The following is a 21,042-nucleotide window of genomic DNA, read 5'->3' as shown; positions in this document are numbered from 1 at the left end:
AATTACAAAATATAGGGTATGAGAATGAAACGAACCCATTTCCTTTTTTCTTATTAATAAGAATTTAACATCGAACAAGTCTTACTGCAATATAATTTGACAATTATATCTTTTTTTCGACAATTTTCTTATCTTACTAAATAAGTAGTCTTACATCACTCAACAAGAAATTAAAAAAATATAAGCGACTTATCATAAGTCGCTTATACGTAAAAACTTATTTTATTTTGGTCAATGCATCTCAATTTACTCACCGGCCTTCCCACATGCTGATACACCATTTTATTCTCTAATATTCCTATTTCAGTCAAAAACATGACATACTTTCGAATAGAAACTCTTGAAATCCCTACTAATTGTGCCATTTCATCTGTTGTAAACGTCCGTCCATTCAGTGACTCTATTTTCTCCCAAATTAATTGTAACGTTTGTTTCGTTAATCCTTTTGGAAGCTCTTTAGTGACAATAGGCTCTCTTTTTTCCTTTTGTAAAATTAACGAATCTAATTCCGATTGACTAATTTTTTGTTGTTCTGTCATGAAAGTAAGCTTTTCTCGATATATAGCTAATGCCTCTTTAAATCGTTCAAATGTAAATGGTTTAATTAAATAATCTACTACGCCATAATGTAATGCTTTTTTAATACTCCCCATATCATGTACAGCTGAAATCATTATAATATCGATTTCTTTTTCTTGATTTCGAATATACATTAAAAGCTCAAATCCAGTCTCTTCAGGCATAAAAATATCAAGTAAGACTAAATCTACTCGCGATTTCTCTAATACTTCTATCGCCGATTTTACTGAGTTAACTGCTTGAACAAGTTCAAACCCTCCTACTTGTTCTAAATAATGTGTATTTAACATTGCTACCATCGGATCATCTTCTACAATTAAAACTTTAATCATATTTGCCCCTCATCCCTACTATTAGGTATTTCAATTGTTATCTTAGTTCCCTCTCCTAACGATGAATAAATATAAATCTCCCCATTTATTTGCTGTGTACTTTCCTTTACAAGATATAAGCCATAACCGCGATTATCTCCCTTTGTGGAATAACCTTTTGTAAATAATTTATCCAGCATATCTTCTGGTATTCCACTGCCTGTATCTTGTACTGTTATCATTAAGGCATCTCCATGTTGTATTCCAACTTCAACTTGTTTTTTCTCACAATTCATTACTGCGTCAAATGCATTATTGATTAAATTTCCAACAATCGTAATAAGTTCATGAATGATACAATCATCATATATATCTGGTAAGTCCGATTCTTCACTTATAATTAACTTTATATTTTTCTCCCTAGCATAGCTAAGTTTACCTAGTAAAAAACCAGCAAATACTGGACTTTTAATTCTTTTCATAACACCACCAATTTCATATTGATGCTCTGATACCATACGACTTACATATTTCTGCAATTCTTCATACTGTTTCATATGTGTAAGGCCTAAAACGACATGCATTTTATTCATAAACTCATGAGATTGTGCCCGTAATGCTTCCGCATATAGCTTAATACCAGTTAGTTCTTCTGCTAATTGTCTAATCTCTGTTTTATCACGAAATGTTGCAATCGCGCCAACTATTTCTCCTTTTACATATAAAGGAACACGATTCGTCACAATCGTAATGCCGTAAATATTTTGTTCTTCGTTTAATTGTACATCTCCCGTTTGCAACACTTCTTTTATACGTGAATTCGGCGTATACATTTCAAGATTTTTACCAATAATATCTCCCGTGAGTCCACCTTTCTTTAATATTCGTTTTGCTTCGTTATTTATTAAAGTTACATTGGCATCTTTATCTACAGCAATAATACCCTCCTTCACCGAAAGTAACATCGCATTTCTTTCTTCAAGGATTTTCGCTATCCTATGTGGCTCAAGACCAAATAAACTTTTCTTTATATGTCTAGCTAGCAATATCGCCCCTATAATACCAACTAATATTCCTACTCCAACACCGATATAAATAATATGTCTACTTTTTTTCACACTCTCTTTCACATTATCAGCTGAAATACCAACAGCGACCGCACCAAGTTGCTCACCTGTTTCAGCAAAAATAGGTACGAATACTCGCATAGAAATCCCTAAAGTTCCTTCTGCAAGTGAAACATGTTCCTGTCCCTTCAATGCAGGTCCCTCATCTCCTCCAATAAAATGATAACCTATTTTCTTTGGATCTGGATGAGACTTTCTTATTCCGCCCATGTCCATAACGACAATAAATTGAACATCTGTGTTTTTTAATAGCCTATTTGTATACGTTTGGATTGCGGAAGTATCTGCTTTTCCTGTTAAGCCATCGATTACAACTGAATCATTCGCCACAATACGTGCAATCGTTTTTGCTTTCTCTGCTTGGCTATCTTCCGTTGCCCGTTCTACATTATGACTAATTAATATATCTGTCACAAGTAAAGAAAACATTACAACTGTACACACTAATAATGTGATTGTTTTCCATAAGTCCAATAGTTTTTTCCTTTTTTTCATCTCTTCATTGACTCCTCTAATTCTTCTACGCGATCTTTGGTAAATATAAAATGAGTAAGCTGTTATGATACTTTAAATTTACTCATTATTTTTTGGATTTTTTCTATCGTTTCTTCTAAGTTTTGATTAGCTGCAAAATTTATTCCATAATAAAAAATAAGAGAAATTTAATATTGTCATTTCTTTTGTAGCAAGGAGTATAAGATGGTTATGTTAGTCAACTTATACTTCTCACAAAATACTTCTAAATTACTCATAAAAGTTAATCTATCGCATTGCCATCAAGCTAAAAAATACACTCCTCCCTAAAATACAAAAGATGAGTTGAATCCTCATAAATAACTGTAGAGTTATAAAGTTTTCTTTTTTGATTTTGGGAATATCTCAAAATATTAAGTTGATGAACATATGACGGATTCCTTAATTAGAGAAAGTAAAGCACATATGGATCTACTTAATAACCTAAGGAAAGTGGATTATTGCATAAAAAAGGCTCCATTTCTGGAGCACTCAAAAAAATGAATTTAAAAAAATAACAGACAATTAAACTATACAAATAACTCATAAATAAATCTATATATATTTTTAAAATTACATGTGAAATTGATAAAAAAAGCTCCCTTTCTAGGGAACTTTTTTATCTTATTCAATGGTATATCGGCTATCTTCTGAAACATATAAACTTTTTGAATTAATTTCTATACTACAATCCCCTAATCGCCGCTTTACTTCTGATAGTAATTTTTCATTTGCTTCCTCTAAAGAACTTGCTGGAATCACCGTAGATTGTGAGCTTGATACTTTACCACTATACATCACTGAAAAATTCAATTCATATTGATGTATCAAGATTTCTCCACTCCTTTTTTCCCTAAGTTTTCTCACAGATCGTTCTTATTTGTTGTTTACAATTATAATTTTTGAAGATAGGTACACACTTTGATACATATAAGATTTTTCTTGGTTAGGTGATAGCACACCGCAATCTTGCACGTCAGCGATACCAGAAATGGACTTCGCTGACGTGCAAGAATCCCACTGATGTTAGTCAGCTGGTCCCTTTAGGGGTGGGAGTGTCAATTAATAAAATATATGCAATAACTTTTAAAAAAATCATTGTTACATCTCACTAAGAACACAATTATTTTTTCCTGACTTTTTCAATGATTGCACCGATATATGCGCTCCCCTTTACCATGCCACGCGATACGTATGGCGGAATTAACTTTATCATTTTAGCCAAGAAAACTCCTTCCTCAAGGAACGCGAAGTGAGTAGGTGGGAGATGAATTGGCTTCGAACAAAGGATGGCAGGAAGCCATCTTAATTGTTCGACATACATAAACTGTTACTTTACTACCTATCGAATGTACGTTTGTTGTATAATAGACACATATCCAAATGGGGGTGAACCGAATGATGATCAATAAAGCATATAAATTTCGTATCTATCCAAATAAAGCACAAGCGACCCTAATCAATAAAACGATTGGCTGTTCTCGTTTTGTATTCAATCACTTCCTATCTCTATGGGATAATGCATACAGAGAAACAGGAAAAGGTCTGGCATATGGTACATGCTCTGCCAAACTTCCTGCCATGAAGAAAGAGTTTGTTTGGCTCAAAGAAGTGGATAGTATTGCGATTCAGTCATCTGTTCGCAACCTTGCGGATGCTTATACACGCTTTTTCAAAAAACAAACTAGTGCCCCGCGTTTCAAATCTAAGAAAAACAACGTACAATCTTACACCACAAAACAAACAAATGAAAACATTGCCATTGTAGGAAAAAAGATAAAGTTGCCGAAACTAGGTCTTGTTCGATTTGCCAAGAGTCGCAAAGTAAAGGGACGTATTGTAAATGCTACAGTTAGACGCAATCCTTCTGGCAGATACTTTGTGTCCCTGTTAGTTGAAACAGAAGTACAAGAACTTCCGAAAACACAATCTTCCATTGGAATGGATGTGGGACTAAAAGATTTCGCCATTTTGTCAGATGGAACAATCTATAAAAATCCGAAGTTTTTTCGATCATTAGAAGAAAAGTTGGCAAAAGCACAGCGTGTTCTTTCTAGAAGAATAAAAGGATCTACTCGCTGGAATAAACAGCGAGTAAAGGTAGCTAGAATTCATGAATATATGGCAAATGCTAGAAAAGATTACTTGGACAAAATCTCAACTGAAATCATCAAAAACCACGATGTTATTGGTATAGAGGATTTGCAAGTATCGAATATGTTAAAGAATCATAAGTTAGCAAAAGCAATTAGTGAGGTATCATGGTCACAGTTTCGAACCATGTTGGAATACAAAGCAAAATGGTACGGCAAACAAGTCATTGTCGTATCGAAAATATTTGCTTCCAGCCAATTATGTTCTTGTTGTGGATATCAAAACAAAGACGTTAAAAATCTAAACCTACGTAAATGGGACTGCCCTTCTTGTCGTACACACCATGATAGGGATATTAACGCAAGTATCAATCTAAAGAATGAAGCGATAAGGCTTCTAACCGCAAGGACTGCGGAGATAGCCTAATAAATTAGAGTTCGATAGAACTCTTTACTTAGGAATCCCCCTCTTCTAAACGAAGTGAAAGTGGGGGTAGTTCAATCAATGGAATGAATTGTTTGAAAGAGAAGGAATCTACTTAGAATGATAATTTAGTAGGATAGGAAACCGTAAACGGAGCGTGTCTTTGGGTGCACTGACTAATACCCCTTTTGGAATCGTATATAACCTAACTTCTTTTCCTATGCATCCTCTTAGTAAAATCATGAACAAGAAACTGAGGAACAATCTACCTTTCATAAAGCCCTTACCCTCTTTAACATGCAATCCAGTAAAATAATTTGTTTCAGATACGTAGAAATAAGGTATAATTAGCAATCAATGATTAGCTAATTATACCTAAATCTATTTGTTTCCAACCCAAAAGAGATAAATAGTTTTGTTCCCATTCATGAAATAGCACGATGTATGCATAATTACATATCTATTAAAATGCTTTTAGTGTTATATTTTAATAGCGATGAATGCTATTATTTCATAAGTTGTCAACAAGCGTTATGTATGTATGTATGAGAAAAAGGAAGGAGTCAAATAGGACCCTTCCTTTTTCTTCTAACTAAATAAATTACTCTCTGGTAATAATTTAAATAGTGATGCTGATTCACAGGCGTCTAATTATTGCTGGTATGATTACTTTAACTATTGTGGCAATACTTACGAGAAGTAAGTACTCTTTTATTTACGATACAATGGAATTATTATCGTTTATTTCTCAACATTTAACATATTGAATTAAATTCCTTTTATTGCTATTATAATGGTGACAGTTTGTTTTCTAGTGCTTTAATTGAAGGACCTGATTTAATACATCAGGTCCTTCTTAATTTTCTCACTAATAAGATAATATTTTTCAACTAGATAGACATATGTTATTTTATACAGACACTTCACTCATAAAAATCTACCTTTTTTAAAATGACTGAGATTCTATAGACTTTTTTAAAAGTAATAAATAATTATAAATAAAAAGAGAAGAACCCACCATAGTTCTTCTCTTTTTATTTATAAATTTAGGGTTTTCATATCTGTTGATATGAATAGCAGTAAATTAATGGATGAATAATTTACTAACAAAATTATAACATGTTAAACAAAGGCTTTTATATGCAATATTGCATATAAAAATTCAATTTTCAAACAATCACATATTATAAAATAACAACTCAATTAGTTGTTATTTTATAATTAAGCAGATAATAAAAAAGCAACTCGGATTGGGGTTCGAGTTGCTTTTTTAAATAATGCTTATATATGTATTATAACATTTCGCGTAATAAATCCAATATCAAGTGACTGACTTTTCTTATTTCTCAATATTTTCAGTTTTACGAAATTGCTCTTTAGCGTTTGGAAAACTATTATAATTACCAAGATCTATTAAATTTTTTCAATAATATACTTCTTAATGAAAGATAGAATGTTATACTATTTCATGAGTATAATTGCTTTTACAATTTGTTGAAAATAGATACTCAATAACTTTTGATCATCCGATGCTTTTTTCATAATATAAATTCCTCCTTTTAAAATTTTTTACCATATAATATTTTATATCTATATCTGAATACCTTTATAATACTAAACCCTACTTCGACTTACCATTTCACCTGTAATGGAAAAAGGTTATATTTTTTCTATTTGAAACTAATTTGAAAGGATTTTTTATCAAATGAAAAATACCGTTATTCAAACTAAATCCACTAACATGATTGGAACGGAAAATAGCAATAAAGAAACAACCACAAATTCTTTACAAGCAATATTAGAATTAAAAGTAAAAGAAGGACAATTCCAGGAATTTATAGATTGTATACAGCTTGAAACAAATATTGAATTTTGTTATAGAGTTACAGGAAAGACTGACTTTATTGCTAAAATCATAATAGCCGATTTGAGAGAATTAGAAGAATTTGTTGATAATTATATTTCTGTAGCTCAAATAGTATCTAATCTTATAATATTTAAAACAAATACTAATTATGATTTGACAGAGAATTAAGGTTATAAGCGAATTTTCCTAATAATAAACACCATAACTAAAAACTACACTCCTAACAATTTGGGTGTAGTTTTTTGACAATATAAATTAAGTTTAAGTCACAACTTGTGATATGAACCATAAGTTTTCCAAAACGGCAAGCTTATGGTTCTTTTTGTTTACGGCAAACTTATGCTTCCTGTGGCTTTGAAATAAATTCGTACCGATTATAATAAAGTTGATCGTTTTATCCCTTTGGGTTTACTTATCTATAGGGATATTTTTATTAATAAAAAGAAACATGATATATAAACTGAATATAAAAACGTTTTAATCCTTTAAAAACATTCCATAATTTAGTATTGTTTAAATATGGAATATTTTGTTTACATGAAAGGGGTAACTATATGTTTTTACAAAAATATAAAGGTTTGATTATTGGGATAATTGGTGCTGTTATAGGGATATTATCTTTCTTTTATCTTAAAGATTTAGATTATATGTATAGATTGGGTCTTAGATTATTTTCTATAACATTAATAACTATAGGATGGATTATTGTCGAGAATTCGAACCATTTCTATAAAAAAAAGGATAATGGTAGTGTATAGATGTTACTATTCCCAAATTTTTTTGCGTTTTATTAATCAGAGAATCACATAGCAAGGTTAACATGTGTAATTTTAATCAACCATTTTTATAAAAACCAATCTTAAATCTACTGGAAAAGAATCTATTATAAAATCAACGTTTGTAGCATGTTTTTGATCAAACTTTATTACAAACAAACAGCATTCACGGCAAGTTTATGCTTCCAATTGCGGCAAACTTTTAGGTAAAGTGACACAACTCTAAAACATAATATAAATACATTACTACACAAAATGCATAGTAAAATGTAACTAATACTCTCATATCTATATAAAGAATTAATATGGATATTGTTTCACTTGAGAAATCTATCAATAGAGTAGTTGAAATTTAATTGCTTATTTGAATTGGGATTAGGAGATGATATTGGCTATTTTAATTATAATTAAAGGCGAACTAAAAGAAATGAGTACTGTATAATACAGTACTCATTTCTACATAGTTATTTATACGTTGTTTCGACGTTATAAAATTTACTTCATTAGCTATTCTTTTCATTTAATGCGCTGCTATTAAAATGATTTTGGAGCAACTTCTTGTTGTAAAACTTCTATTTTTTTTCTATGATTTAGTTCGTTAAGATAAATTACCATCATAGTAGCAGCAACAACCGTACCTATCACTCCAAACAGATGGCCTGCATTCATAATCCCAATCCATTGAATAGGTAATGCTAATGATAAAGGTAAAGCGGCTTTGGTAAACTGGAATGCTAGTGTAGATCGACTTGACCAAATAACCGTTTCTTCTTTTGTTTTAATAAAGTCAAACATGACAGTTCTTTGATTGATACGTGAACGATTAAAAACAAAACCAAGCATAAATGAAACGGCAATTGCTAAATACCAGGAATGTACTAATCCTAAAGTAATATCAAAAACAGCAATTAATAGAAAAATTGACCTTGGAATAAATTTTTCAAATTTCCCAACAAGTGTAGCTAATAAAGCCCCTAAACCTGCTGCAGCACTAACAAATCCATACTGCATAGGATCCCAACGATATACATCGTGAAATAAAATTGGTACTAAAAAATTAAATGATGCAAGTTGTATTGTTAAAACAGCAATACCAGTAATTGTAATCCATAATATTTTTGAATTATCTATTGGATTTATTTTTTCAATATGATTTGATACAGGTTTTTTATTTTGCTGAACATCTTTACTTTTTAATAGCGGCATTAGAAGAGGTAAAAATACCCCAATACCTAAAGAGAATGCTAAACCATAAAGTACATTATTAAATCCACCTACATTCATCATAAATCCTGCTATTGCGTTCCCACCAAATGCTCCAATTTGTATTGCAGTTTGTAACATATTTGAAGCCTTTCCTGCTGGAATTTCTCCTGATAATACCATTTGAGACATATAAGTTTCCAAGCTTTGCGTAGATAAAAATAAAATAATAGAAAAAACACCTGCAAAAATATATAAAGTAAAAACATTAATGTGCTCACTATTTAAAAGACTTATTATAATCAGAATAATACCGATACAACGGACACCAGAGAAAATTAACAATGGACTTTTTGTTAACCACATCTTAAGACTTTTCGAATATTTTTGCATAAAGAATGGTAGCAAACTCATTAATGTTAATATAATTCCTAAATGAGTAACTGATCCCCCTTTATCCAAAATTGTCCAGGTTAGAGTTACTGTTAACATACCTTCCCCACAAAGAGTCAGCGCCAATAGTACTATAAATATAAATTGAATTGGCATTATACATTCCTTCTTTCTTATATCGGTTGTTTGACCTTAAATTTGTTTTAACTTGTTTAAAGAAAGGGATTTGGAAAATACATAACAAAATTGCACATTGAAAATATTCTGTTATATCCGCCCTAAATACTATTAGATTGCTATTTAAATACTGTAAACAATCCAATCACTCTTATTTGCTTTTTGTTTTTTATAGAAATTTTGGGCAACTATATTATCTTTTGCGGTAACCCATTCCATATATGCATAATTATTGTCTTGGACGTACTTTTTACAAGTATTAAATAACATATCCCCAACACCCAATTTTCTATAATCAGGGATAACAAATAAATCATTTAAAATCATTGCTCTTCCCATACTTAACGTACTGAAAGTGGTATATAAAGTAGCAAATCCTACTGGCTCTTTATTAACCGTACAAACGTAGAATAATCCCAAATCTTTATTTTTTATTATCGTATTTACTAATGTATCTAAAGAACTTTTTTCATGCACAGGTTTTTCATAGAATTCCATATACATTCTAATTAAATTGATAACAGTCTCTCTATCATCATAGGTCGCTTCAAAAATTTCAATATTCTCGAGATTGTTCATAGTCTTTTCTCCCCTTATACTCCAGTAATCATTTTCGCTATTCTCTTACCAATACCAGGAGCCAGCTTTACTCCACCACCACTCCAGCCAGTTGCAACGATTAAGCCTTGTGCTTGTGGAAATTGTTCTATCATTCCTCGATTATCTGATGTATATGCATCAAAGCTTCTTCTTCCACCTATAAATAATTTTTTATTTAGATATGGCAATCTTTTTTTTGAATTTTGAAGCATTTTTTCAAAGTCATTTGGGTCAATTGACATTTTTTTGTCCGGATCAATATCATACTTATCTACTGGATATCCTACTAGAGAAGTACCTAGATTATCAGGTCTGCCATATAATCCAGTACTATCATCTATAAAAATTGGATGGTCTGTTTGTCCTATTCCATCAAAGAAATGAATTTGAATAATTTTACTTCTTACTGGAATTTTAATGCCTATAGTATCTAATATATTTCCACTCCAGGCTCCAGCTGCAACAACAACATGTTTACAATGTATAGTCCCATAGGAGGTTTTAACACCTACAACACAGTTATTATCCATTAGAATTTCATTCACTTCGATTCCTTCACAAGCTAATGCACCTTTAGTTCTAGATGTTTCAATCCATGTATTCGTGGCTAACGATGGGCTAATGTACCCTGCTTGTTCCTCGTAAGCCACACAGCTGTTTTTAGGAAAATTTATAAATTTAAATTCTTTCTTTAATACTTCAGGTGAAAGGATACTAATTTTATGCCCAGATTTTTCAAGTTCTCCAATTTGCTTTTCCATTTTTATATGCTGTGTTTCATTTTCAATATATAACATTCCAGTCTGCTTAAATTTAACCTCTTCACTAATACTAAAAAAATCATTTATTCCTTCTTTTGCTATTTCAGTTAGATACGGATCATTATGATAGACCCTTATAAAACCTCCGGATTGGCCTGTTGATCCACTACTAAAGGAATTTTTCTCTAATAAAATTGTATTTGTAATATTTTGCTTGGTTAAATAATACTGTATAGCTGCACCAATAATGCCGCCGCCAATAATAACTACATCAGCTGAATGTTTTATGATAATTCACCTCAACAAAAGATTTATCAATAACTTGTGCAATTATCCATGAAGCTCCTAAACGATCTCCATTGCTTGAAAATTTAATTGTAGAATTTCCTGTTGCTAACTCATTAATTAAGTTTTCTACATTAGATTCAATACATTCTAATAGATACGAAGCTGCAAGAAATGATGTTTCTACATAATCCTCTTTTGCTTTTATGGTAAAAGCATCGTTAGAATAATCTTGGGCTAATTCTATAAATTCATCTACATAAGAATCATCTGAAGCTATAAAAATTCCTTTATACCCTCTCATCCTTAGTTCCCTTAGATAAGTTGCGGAGTTAAAGTGTGTCCCAGCAAAGAATATTGCATCGCTATGCTTATTATTTTCACTATTAAAATCTTCAATTCTAGTAACTTCTTTAAATAAAGAATTTGCACTTTGATACAGTAAATCTGCTAGGCTTTTCCCGTAAAATGTTTCATCGGAAACTGCCGTAATCGTTTGAATATCTTTAGTTTTCAAAAAATTAATAACGGTTTCAGCTTGTACCAAATCATTAGAACAAAACCTAAATACTAATTCCTCGCTATTAAGCGTAACTTCTAAATTAGTTGATGCAGGAACTAAGAATGGAATTTTCGCCTTGGAATAAAACGGTATTGCTTTTAAAGCACATGCACTATTAAAGTGGCCAATTACAGCAACAACCCCTGATTCAATCATTTTTTTAGAAATATCTTTGATGGTATTTGGATCTCCTTTATCATCTTGATAAACCCATTCGATGTTATCAGCATAATTTAGCTTCGCACGATTTACACCCTCAATTAACATTTGTCCGTATACAGACCTAGGACCTGAAAAGGGGCCTACTACTCCAATTTTTATTTTCTCTTTCATAATTTGAGCTCCCTATATATTTTTTATTAGGAAATATGAGGAGGTACGTACTACCTCCTCATATTATCAAATATTCTGAAGATAAAAACTGTCGTTTGTTTTTGAAAAATAATTCTCTTGAAGATCCACTTTCTGTCCAGCAGGCAAAAAGCTTACTTCCTCATCCAACTGCATGTCAACATTAAATCCCAAATCCCCCCATAGCATTTTACCAAATGTAGGCATGATTGGGCTAGAAAATATTGCTAAAATTTTTGCAGTATATAATTCTAGTGCAATAGCAGTATTTCTTCTTTGTTGATTATTCTTTAATACCGTTAAAAATTCTTCTCCTGCCGAGAATTTTTTAGCAATTCTCACTAATTCGTTTAATAATCTAACTACCTTTTGCGGTGAAAATGTATTTGGTTCATATGCATTCATAATTTCATTCATAATTCGATTTACATGTTGATAATACATTAAATAATTACCTGATAGTGTCTCTAATTCTGGAGCACCATTTGGAAACTCTGCTTCTAACTTGCATTTTAAATCATGTAACCATGATTCCCATTCTTGGTTTAAATTCGTATCTACAATATGATTAAATTCTTCCATAGTAAAGTTTGTTTCAACTGTTTCCGGTCTACTATAAGATAAATAATACCTTACAACATCATGTGAAGCATTTTCTAATAATTCTTTGCCCCATACAGCATGTCCCCTGCTTGTTGAAAACTTAAGACCCTCTAGTTGATAAAATTCATTTGTTATCATTGTTTTAGGAAGAGTTATATCTTCACTATATGCTAGCCAAATAGCTGGGAAAAGCACTGAATGGAAATAACCATTATCATATCCAAAGAAATTAATGATCGTCGTATCTTGATTCTTCCAAAAATCCCTTAACGTATACGAAAGGTTTTTATCCTGAATTAATTCGTTTGTTGCAGATAAATATCCAGGTGCCATTTCAAACCATACATATATAGTTTGATTTTCATATCCTTCTACCGGAACTGGAATTCCCCAATCAGATACATGTGAAATAGGAATATCAGGCAAATCCTCATCTAGCATTCTCTCACATAATGCCGTTAGATGTGGTCCTATTTTTAATTCTTTGTAGTACTGTTTTAATTGTGTTTTATAATTACTTAATGGGAAAAATAGTTGTTTAATTTTAGATTTCTCTGGTTCGCTGCCACAACATTTACAAGTTGGGTTTAATAAATCTATACACAAATTAGGTCTACCACATTTTTCACAAGCGTTGCCATCTGATAATTCATCACAATGTGGACAATTACCTCTCACATAAGCTTCATAAAGGTGCTTATCGCATTGCTTACAGAATAGAATGTCGACTTCTTTTTCTACTAATTTACCTTCATTCCAAAGTTTTTCAAAAAACTCTTTGACAAACTCAATATGGAATGTTGAAAAATGAGGTTTTACAAAAATATCCGGATTAATTTCTGCTAGCCTTAATGTTTTTTCAATTTCATTAGCAAAATGATCTGCCGTTTCTCTAGGAGATTTTTCTAATTGTCCCGCCTTAAACGGCACATAGCTTTGATGATCATCCGCCCCACTCATATAAAAGACTTCATTTCCTTTAAGTTTTAAATATCTAGTTAAAATGTCAGCTCCTGTATATGGACCAGATAGGTGCCCCACATGTAAATCACCATTAGGCGTTGGTGGTGTGGCCGTTATTAAATATTTCTTTTTACCTGAATCTAACTTCTTGCTATTTTTTTTACTAAAAGCATTTTCCCACCATATGGTGAAGAATATCAAATTTTCATCTGATGTATTTTTCAAACTATGTTCTTCAAATGGTGGAATAAAGATGGCGTCCCCTTGCGTAACAGGTTCTTCTTTTTTACCCACTTTAACTATTCCTTCACCCTTAAAGATAATAAAAGTTTCAACTTCATGATGTCCATGAATTTTAGAAATTTCTCCAGGTTCTATGATTCCCCACATTGCACCAAATGGTGAATCATATAATTTATTAGAATGCGGAAATAATCGTTGACACATAATATCATATTCATTTGTGAAAATCTGTGGATTTATCTTTTCAATATGCATCTTTAGACCCCCTATATTATGAAACCACGTTTTTAGTTTTTTCTTCTGTTAATGAATTATTTTCTTGTACGGTTTTTAAAATTTCATTTGACCGAATAGATAAATTAGATAATAAAGTGTCACTCAGTCCATGAGTGCTTTCATTTACACCCTGCAAATAAATACCAGGTTTAAATTTATCCGTTGTTTCTAAACGATAATTTCGGGAAACTTCAATATTATCTGAAATGTACGAGTTAAGATTTTTTAATAAAGGATGGTTCTTTTTACTTTCGTACCCAGTAGCAAGAATTACAGCATCAGCTTCAATAACAACTTCTGTATGTTTAACTATGTCTTTGTAATAAACAACCGCTTTATCAGACAGTGTTTCTATCTCCGTTAATTCTAAAAATGGCTTTATTCTAAAACGATCTTCTCCATGAAATTTTTGGTTATATAAAGCTTTATTAATTTGGCTTATTAAACTTCCATCCGCAGCTGCATAATTAGTATCACTGTGGTGTTTTAATAAAGCATCTCGATTTTTTTCTGGTAAAGAATAAATAAAGTCAATCATATTAGCGTCAAATATACGATTAACAAGCTTACTTTCATTTACAGCTTTATATGAGAAAGGTCTCATCGTTGCCGTAATATCTGATTTCGGATAATTATTGATTAAATGGAAAAATAATTCAGCTGAACTTTGTCCAGATCCTACAACTAAAAACTTATGAGCATCATTTTGTTTAAAGTTATTAATTTTGTTTTTAAATTGACTTGAATGAAATACTCTACTATTATTCATTTCAATATTTATTGGCGTTCTTGGTGTTCCACCCGTAGCCAAAACAATATTTTTAGTAATATAGCTCTCTAATTGATTAGTTTTTGTATTTTGCACAATAACTTCTAACAATTCGACAGAATCTTCAGACACAATAGGGTCTACTGAAATTACTGTTCGACTATAATAAACATGTTCTTCTAATTGAGAAGCAACCCAAGACATATAATCATTGTATTCAAGTCGTGACGGATAAAACTCTGAGAGATTAATAAAATCGCTTAGTCTTTCATTTTCATGTAGATAATTTAAAAAGGAGAATTTACTTTTAGGATTTTTTAGAGTTACAAGGTCTTTCAAAAATGAAATTTGAATATTTGTATTATCTAAAAGCATCCCCGGATGCCATTGATAGTGCGTTTTTTCTTCCAGAAAAATTCTTTCCATTGAATTATTTTCTTCTTCAATAGCAGTTGCTAAAGCTAGGTTCGCTGGCCCAAATCCAATTCCAATAACGTCATATATTTTATTATTCATTTGACTCGTCCTTTTCGTTTTTTTTAAATTCTCGTATATAATTTTATTTTTTATAGTTTTTTTATATTTTTTTTATATTTTTAAAAATAATTCCAGAAAAAGTTTTATTTAGACATAGTAACTTTCTTACTTAAAAGTTCAGTGATAAGTTCAATTGTTGTGTTGACAGTAATATTATCCTTGTCTAATATAGGGTTTATTTCCGTGAACTCTGCAGCTACTAAGTTTGTATTATTTCTTAGCATATCAATTGCCTCTTTTGTATCATCTAAACTTAAACCATGTGGAACTGCCAATCCTCCTCCAGGAGCAAATTCAGGATCTAATGCATCTAAATCAAATGTTAGATGAACTGCATCTGTATTATTATTGAGAATCTTAATTGCCTTTTCCATAATACTTTTTATTCCTTGTTTTTTCACATCTTCTGCTGTAAAAATTGTTACTCCTAAATTTTTGAGAAACTCTTCTTCCCCCGGGTCTAAATCACGAATTCCTATTTGTACGATATTCTTTGGATCAATTTTAGTTTCTTTCTCTAGAAAATCTTTAAATTTTTCGTTACCGTATCCTAAGAGAATTGCTAAAGACATCCCATGAATATTACCAGAAATCGATGTTTCAAATGTATTTGCATCCCCATGAGCATCAAACCAGATTACTCCCAATCGTGGTATTTTTCTAAGAATTCCAGTAACAGTACCAATTGCAATACTATGATCTCCACCTAAAACTAATGGGAAATGCCCTTCATCTAATTCGTTCTCAACTGTCGAAGCAATATTTTTACATATATCAATTACTTCATTTGAAAACTCTTGTTTGACAATTCCATAATTTTTATTATTGGTTGAAGGAAGAGAAATGTCTCCTAGATCAACAAAATCAATTCCGATTTCAGTTAATTGTTTCGACATACCGCCATATCTTACAACATATGGTCCAAGGTCAACCCCTCCTATACTAGCTCCGAAGTAAGTAGGTGCTCCCAAAATAGATACTTTTTTATTCATAATATTTTCCACTCCATTTCCATGAGAATACATATAGGATTACTAGGTTTTAAATTGATACTATTAAATAATTTATCGATAAATCTAGCGGTTATATTCCTCATTTAAAACAAGGAATATAACAACCAGATTTACTTAAGTTTTTATGCATGAACTGGAATTTCTAATTCTATATCTAATTGATTATCTAATACTCTAGCTCTTTGGCGCAATTTTTCTACATCAGATTTATCATTATATGGTGCTCTTAATGAAAGTAAGCCCGTTATATCAAATCCTTTTGGAGCATGATATACTTCAGATCCTACTTTTGCTACAGGATAGTAAGCTTTATACTCTGGCTGTTCAGCAACAATTCCCAATTCATTTTTCTTTATAATTCCAGATCTATATACAAATTTAATACAAGTACAAGATTTTGGTGTTGTAGATCTAGTTAAGAAGAATTCCATAATATCCCCTTTACAATCTAATAAACCAAGAATATTAACGGCTACTAAATCAATTCCGTGTACATCACGTATATTACGATAAACATGCCCGCCACTGATTCTAGTACTAAATTCTACAACTTTAAAATTCCCTTGCGTATCTCGGCGCAGTTCTACATTAAATAAACTGTTTTCAATAGCTAATTTTCCACATATTTCTTTAGCAATATTAACAACTATGTCTTCATCTACACCAACATACGGTAAAGTGTATTCATCTTCCTCGAAATATGGGCCCATCATTTTATTTTTATTGTGAATTCCACCAAGGTAAAATTCTCCATTTAAAATGACTCCATCAACTGTAATTTCTTCACCAGTCAGAAATTCTTCTACTAATGCCACACATTGTTGTGTTTGGTTAAAGTAGAATCCTTTATTTGTTTTAGAAAGATTAATAATTTTTTCTAATGAATTATTCAATTCTTCTAAATTGTTAACTAAATATACAGATTCACTGCTAGCAGCCATAGTAGGCTTAATAATTACAGGGAAAGGAATATTTTCTATTTCTTTCTCTGCATCCTCTATAGAATTAACTTTTGCAAATTTAGGACTAGCAATAGAATTCTTTAACATAAATTCTCTCTGCTTTGATTTATCACGAGATGTCGTAGCAGCTTCAACAGATAATGCTTTATTCCCAAAGCGTTCATTAATTTTAGCAGTTAAGACAATATCAGTTTCTTGCCAAGTGACAAAAAAGCTAATTCCTATATCTTTTCCTTTTGTAAAAATATAATTTTCAGCATCTATTTCAGAAGCCTCTTCAAGTACAATTACTTCTTTAAAGCGCGCATCCATTGTTTTACTTGGTACACTCGTAAACAAGTAAAGTTCATCAGATATTCTTCCTGCAGTTTCAATATGATCACCATGAATGCTATAACCTTTTCTCATGATGATTCCAATTTTTTTATTTTTCATATGTAATCTCCTTTTCTTCTCTGTATATCTTGATATCACGTTGTAATCGTATACTAAAACTTTTAATTGTTCAATAGATTAGAAATATTTAGAAATATTTTACCGTAAATATATTTTTATGTAAAAAAATACTAAAAATTACCAAATTAAAAGTCATACAACTAGATATTTTTACTTAAGAAAAACAAACAAGAATTCATTAAAACGCCGTAAAGTTTACCTTTTTTAAACATTAATTTACTATTTTTAACATTTATGTTTTTTTCTATTGATTATTATTTATTGAAAAAATTTATTTTTCTTTAATGGAATTACATACTTGCCTATAATTAGTTGTTGTCTAATTTAAACAAACTTGATAAAAAGATATTTATTTTTACCTTTCTTATTATGCAATTATCGTTGTAATTAAAAATCTTTTTCGCAAGAGTATTCAGCAGGTGCAAAGAAAACTAGTACCGTGAGATCTTCTTCAATAGTATGAAATCTATGTTTCATGTTAGCCTTTACATAAATAATAGAACCAGGTTCCACAAAAATATTTTCACTCTCTACTTCAAGTTGTGCTCTGCCATTGATAATATAATATACTTCATCTTCTGTATGTGGTTGTTGCATATCTAAAGATCCTGCTTTCAATTCATAAATTCCCATACTTAGATCTGTTTCATGCAAAAATTCATAATAATTTTTGTCTATATTTCTTTTTTCTCTTAAAATCTGTGTAAGTTGATAATTTTTCATTTGCTATCCTCCTAATGTTATAAAATTCTAGAATCAATTAACTTATTTAACTTAATAAAAGGAATATATCAGGCATAATCTAAATTCCTTTACATGTGTCTAAAGAATTAATTAAAGATATATGAACTGACAGCATAACAAAAAGAGATAGAAATAGTCCTATCTCTTTTCTACATAAAGGCCATGCTTAAAGATTATCCTTTCATTTCAAATTTAATTTTAATAGGGGAAATCTTAATATTCAATCTCTAAAATATTTTCTCAATATGTATAATTTAATCTTTAATTTATACTATAGTTAACTCTATTTTTAACACGTTATCCAAATATATGGTGTTTTCTCACTCTTATGAAGGATATTAATTCAAGGATCACACCGAGATTAATTTATTACCATAATTGTAAATAAGTTCTAGAATGAACTATCTATTTTTCCTTACATATAATACTTCTTATCAAAGATTGCGCTTTGTATAACAAAGTACTAGATAATATCTTCTTGTTTTAATTTACCTTTAACCTTTTATTATAATCCGTAAAATAAAGAAGCAATGTATGTACTAATAACATACCTAACAATCTTAATTATAAGCATTCTTGTGAACTATAAACATCAAAGAGGAAGCTATATGCATAGTAGTAGTAGTATAAATACCCTGAAACAAGGGGATTCATTCGGTTTTGTTAAGATTAATTCGGCGGCTATTAAAAATAAAAATTAACCAAAGTAAATACTACCGAGTATTGGGTAGTTCATATAACCATTCCGTAAAATCTATAGAAATTGAAAGGAGATAAATACATATGAAAAAAATGAATTTCATTAGATCACTTATACTTATATTCATAGTTATAGCTCTAGGAGCATGCAAAGATGAAAAACTCAACAATTCACTTGATTGGGATGTGCAGAAGTTCTCATTTACAGATCAAAATGGGAAGCAATTTGGATCAGCTGAGTTACAAGATAAAATTTGGGTAGCTGATTTCTTCTTTACAAGTTGCCAAACAGTTTGTCCACCTATGACAGCCAATATGGCAAAACTCCAGAGAATGTTGAATACGGACGGGATTAAAGATGTAGAATTTGTATCATTTAGTGTGGATCCTGAAGTAGACACACCAGAAAAAATAACAGAATTTATGAAGGCCTATGAAATGGATGGAAGTAGGACTCATTTCCTCACGGGATATAAAAGAACAGATATTGAAAAGTTTGCTAAAGAAAACTTCCAATCACTTGTAACTAAACCAGAAAATGATACACAAGTTATACATGGTACAAGTTTTTATCTGATTGACAAAAATGGAAAAGTTCTAAAAAAATATTCAGGTGTCGAAAATACTCCTTATGACGAAATTGTTCAAGACATTAAAAAAATTCGATAAAAAAATTCTATTAATTCAATATGTAGAGGCAAGTGAAAGTTTATTTTCATTTTTTAAATATTTACAACAAAATTTGTAATTACTTTCTCAATATATACTCTTGTTGATTATGGCTTTAATTTTAAGAATCAGCAAGAATCTAAGCAAAATAAAAATATAATAGTTATCCTTTTTTTTACTCCTTGTGCTAAAGATAAGATCGTGTTCGCCGATCTTATCTTTTTACCTTACCTTGTATACTTTTGATACAAAAAAGAATCCTTATATAATAAGAATTCTGGAACTAAAAATTTTTAATAATTTAGGAGAATATTTGTTTGTAGACTACTTGCTGTCCGTGGGCTACTGTTTTATTTTAGAACCGAATCGTGGAGATTGCGTGTTTATATACAAGCTGTTGCTTCCCTTCAAATTCTATTAAAATAGAAAAAGTATCATATCCTCTTATTATTCCTATTATATGTGACCCTTTTAACAGAATTAACATGATATCCTTTCTCTTTTGAAACGCTTCTTGTAACAATTGTTCCTGCAAAAATAACCTGTTCTTACCTCTATCCTTTTGAAATGCTTGTAATTTCGTTTCCAACAAGTTCTACCCCTATTCTTCTCATACCGTTACTTTGTATTGTTCTAGTTCAGCTAGCAGTTGTTTTACACCCTCTGGACTCAGAGGCAGCTTTCCACCTGCCAGTTTTACATTCCTTGCAGATATTTCTCCCGTGATAGGACAAGTACCATGCGATGTATATTTTTGTAGAATAATCACATTTTCTTCTACAAAAATTTCTAGCGTATCTCTTGTATCCACTTATAAAGTTTTGTTTGTTTCTTTTGGTATCACAATTTGTCCAATATTATCTACTTTTCGTAAAATACCTGTTTCTTTCATAGGAATGCCCTCCTCTTTTACAAGTACAATATCTCACATTTCATGTGACCATTTTCAGTATTTTAAAACTATATTGTGACTTTCCCCATAAAGTTGCTGCTAAAAGAAGCATAACTTTACCGTGGATTTATTATTAACCCATAAGCTTGCCGTGAATGTTGAAATAAGACAAATGAAAATACCTATTATTAGCT

At 30.7% G+C, this 21,042-nt stretch carries 18 protein-coding genes; 4 read left to right on the top strand and 14 right to left on the bottom strand.

What is annotated here, in order from left to right; all coding sequences use genetic code 11:
- Positions 1-203 precede the first annotated feature (203 nt).
- The 3 genes from F0362_RS29970 to F0362_RS29960 all read right to left on the bottom strand — a co-directional run bounded on the left by F0362_RS29970 (position 204) and on the right by F0362_RS29960 (position 3,361).
- Positions 204-911, bottom strand: a complete 708-nt coding sequence (locus tag F0362_RS29970; protein ID WP_000598686.1) for a response regulator — start codon at positions 909-911, stop codon at positions 204-206.
- Positions 908-2,512, bottom strand: coding sequence for a sensor histidine kinase (locus tag F0362_RS29965; protein WP_098009422.1), 1,605 nt, complete (start codon positions 2,510-2,512; stop codon positions 908-910). Before F0362_RS29965 ends, F0362_RS29970 begins: the two co-directional genes overlap by 4 nt.
- Positions 2,513-3,154: 642 nt before the next feature.
- On the bottom strand, positions 3,155-3,361 hold the full coding sequence (locus F0362_RS29960; RefSeq protein WP_000581809.1) for a hypothetical protein: 207 nt from the start codon (positions 3,359-3,361) through the stop codon (positions 3,155-3,157).
- A 567-nt stretch (positions 3,362-3,928) separates the two neighbouring features.
- On the opposite strand from F0362_RS29960, the gene tnpB reads away from it, so the two are divergent.
- From tnpB to F0362_RS31195, 3 genes are all read left to right on the top strand, one after another.
- Positions 3,929-5,050, top strand: a complete 1,122-nt coding sequence (gene tnpB / locus F0362_RS29955) for an IS200/IS605 family element RNA-guided endonuclease TnpB (RefSeq protein ID WP_149890209.1) — start codon at positions 3,929-3,931, stop codon at positions 5,048-5,050.
- A gap of 1,702 nt (positions 5,051-6,752) precedes the next feature.
- The gene (locus F0362_RS29945) at positions 6,753-7,082 is read left to right on the top strand and encodes an Lrp/AsnC family transcriptional regulator (protein ID WP_149890208.1); all 330 of its coding nucleotides are present in this window, start codon (positions 6,753-6,755) and stop codon (positions 7,080-7,082) included.
- Positions 7,083-7,468: 386 nt separating this feature from the next.
- Positions 7,469-7,672, top strand: a complete 204-nt coding sequence (locus F0362_RS31195; RefSeq protein WP_000479686.1) for a hypothetical protein — start codon at positions 7,469-7,471, stop codon at positions 7,670-7,672.
- A gap of 552 nt (positions 7,673-8,224) precedes the next feature.
- On the opposite strand, the gene F0362_RS29935 is transcribed toward F0362_RS31195, so the two are convergent.
- The 9 genes from F0362_RS29935 to F0362_RS29895 all read right to left on the bottom strand — a co-directional run bounded on the left by F0362_RS29935 (position 8,225) and on the right by F0362_RS29895 (position 18,567).
- Entirely contained in the window at positions 8,225-9,442 is a 1,218-nt protein-coding gene (locus tag F0362_RS29935) for an MFS transporter (RefSeq protein ID WP_001122312.1), read from the bottom strand.
- A gap of 144 nt (positions 9,443-9,586) precedes the next feature.
- Positions 9,587-10,042, bottom strand: a complete 456-nt coding sequence (locus F0362_RS29930) for a GNAT family N-acetyltransferase (protein WP_001061014.1) — start codon at positions 10,040-10,042, stop codon at positions 9,587-9,589.
- 14 nt (positions 10,043-10,056) lie between these two features.
- Positions 10,057-11,085 (bottom strand): NAD(P)/FAD-dependent oxidoreductase, encoded by a 1,029-nt coding sequence (locus tag F0362_RS29925; protein WP_098010131.1) that lies wholly within the window; start codon positions 11,083-11,085, stop codon positions 10,057-10,059.
- Positions 11,086-11,095: 10 nt separating this feature from the next.
- Positions 11,096-12,004: a branched-chain amino acid ABC transporter substrate-binding protein gene (locus F0362_RS29920; RefSeq protein ID WP_000659945.1), complete on the bottom strand. Its 909-nt coding sequence runs from the start codon at positions 12,002-12,004 to the stop codon at positions 11,096-11,098.
- 66 nt (positions 12,005-12,070) lie between these two features.
- Positions 12,071-14,086 carry a class I tRNA ligase family protein gene (locus F0362_RS29915; protein ID WP_000546770.1) on the bottom strand — a complete coding sequence of 672 codons (2,016 nt, stop codon included), beginning with the start codon at positions 14,084-14,086 and terminating at the stop codon, positions 12,071-12,073.
- A 16-nt stretch (positions 14,087-14,102) separates the two neighbouring features.
- Entirely contained in the window at positions 14,103-15,392 is a 1,290-nt protein-coding gene (locus tag F0362_RS29910; RefSeq protein WP_098010130.1) for a lysine N(6)-hydroxylase/L-ornithine N(5)-oxygenase family protein, read from the bottom strand.
- Positions 15,393-15,496: 104 nt separating this feature from the next.
- On the bottom strand, positions 15,497-16,405 hold the full coding sequence (rocF, locus tag F0362_RS29905; RefSeq protein ID WP_001036990.1) for an arginase: 909 nt from the start codon (positions 16,403-16,405) through the stop codon (positions 15,497-15,499).
- A gap of 143 nt (positions 16,406-16,548) precedes the next feature.
- Positions 16,549-17,823: an ATP-grasp domain-containing protein gene (locus F0362_RS29900; RefSeq protein ID WP_000791267.1), complete on the bottom strand. Its 1,275-nt coding sequence runs from the start codon at positions 17,821-17,823 to the stop codon at positions 16,549-16,551.
- A 408-nt stretch (positions 17,824-18,231) separates the two neighbouring features.
- The gene (locus tag F0362_RS29895; RefSeq protein WP_000800965.1) at positions 18,232-18,567 is read right to left on the bottom strand and encodes a cupin domain-containing protein; all 336 of its coding nucleotides are present in this window, start codon (positions 18,565-18,567) and stop codon (positions 18,232-18,234) included.
- A gap of 804 nt (positions 18,568-19,371) precedes the next feature.
- Here F0362_RS29895 and F0362_RS29890 point away from each other — a divergent pair.
- Entirely contained in the window at positions 19,372-19,956 is a 585-nt protein-coding gene (locus F0362_RS29890; RefSeq protein ID WP_000738663.1) for an SCO family protein, read from the top strand.
- Between the two features lie 355 nt (positions 19,957-20,311).
- Here F0362_RS29890 and hfq read toward each other — a convergent pair whose 3' ends face one another.
- Together hfq and F0362_RS29875 are read right to left on the bottom strand one after the other, a co-directional pair.
- Positions 20,312-20,545 carry an RNA chaperone Hfq gene (gene hfq / locus F0362_RS29880; RefSeq protein ID WP_000448509.1) on the bottom strand — a complete coding sequence of 78 codons (234 nt, stop codon included), beginning with the start codon at positions 20,543-20,545 and terminating at the stop codon, positions 20,312-20,314.
- 21 nt (positions 20,546-20,566) lie between these two features.
- Entirely contained in the window at positions 20,567-20,767 is a 201-nt protein-coding gene (locus F0362_RS29875; RefSeq protein ID WP_000381150.1) for a hypothetical protein, read from the bottom strand.
- Between the last annotated feature and the right edge of the window lie 275 nt (positions 20,768-21,042).

Origin of the sequence: Bacillus sp. BS98 (genome assembly GCF_008432245.1) — a bacterium.
In the GTDB taxonomy this organism is placed as follows: Bacteria; Bacillota; Bacilli; order Bacillales; family Bacillaceae_G; genus Bacillus_A; species Bacillus_A toyonensis.
Note: the sequence above shows the minus strand (reverse complement) of the source record. Positions and strands in the feature narration are given on the sequence as shown.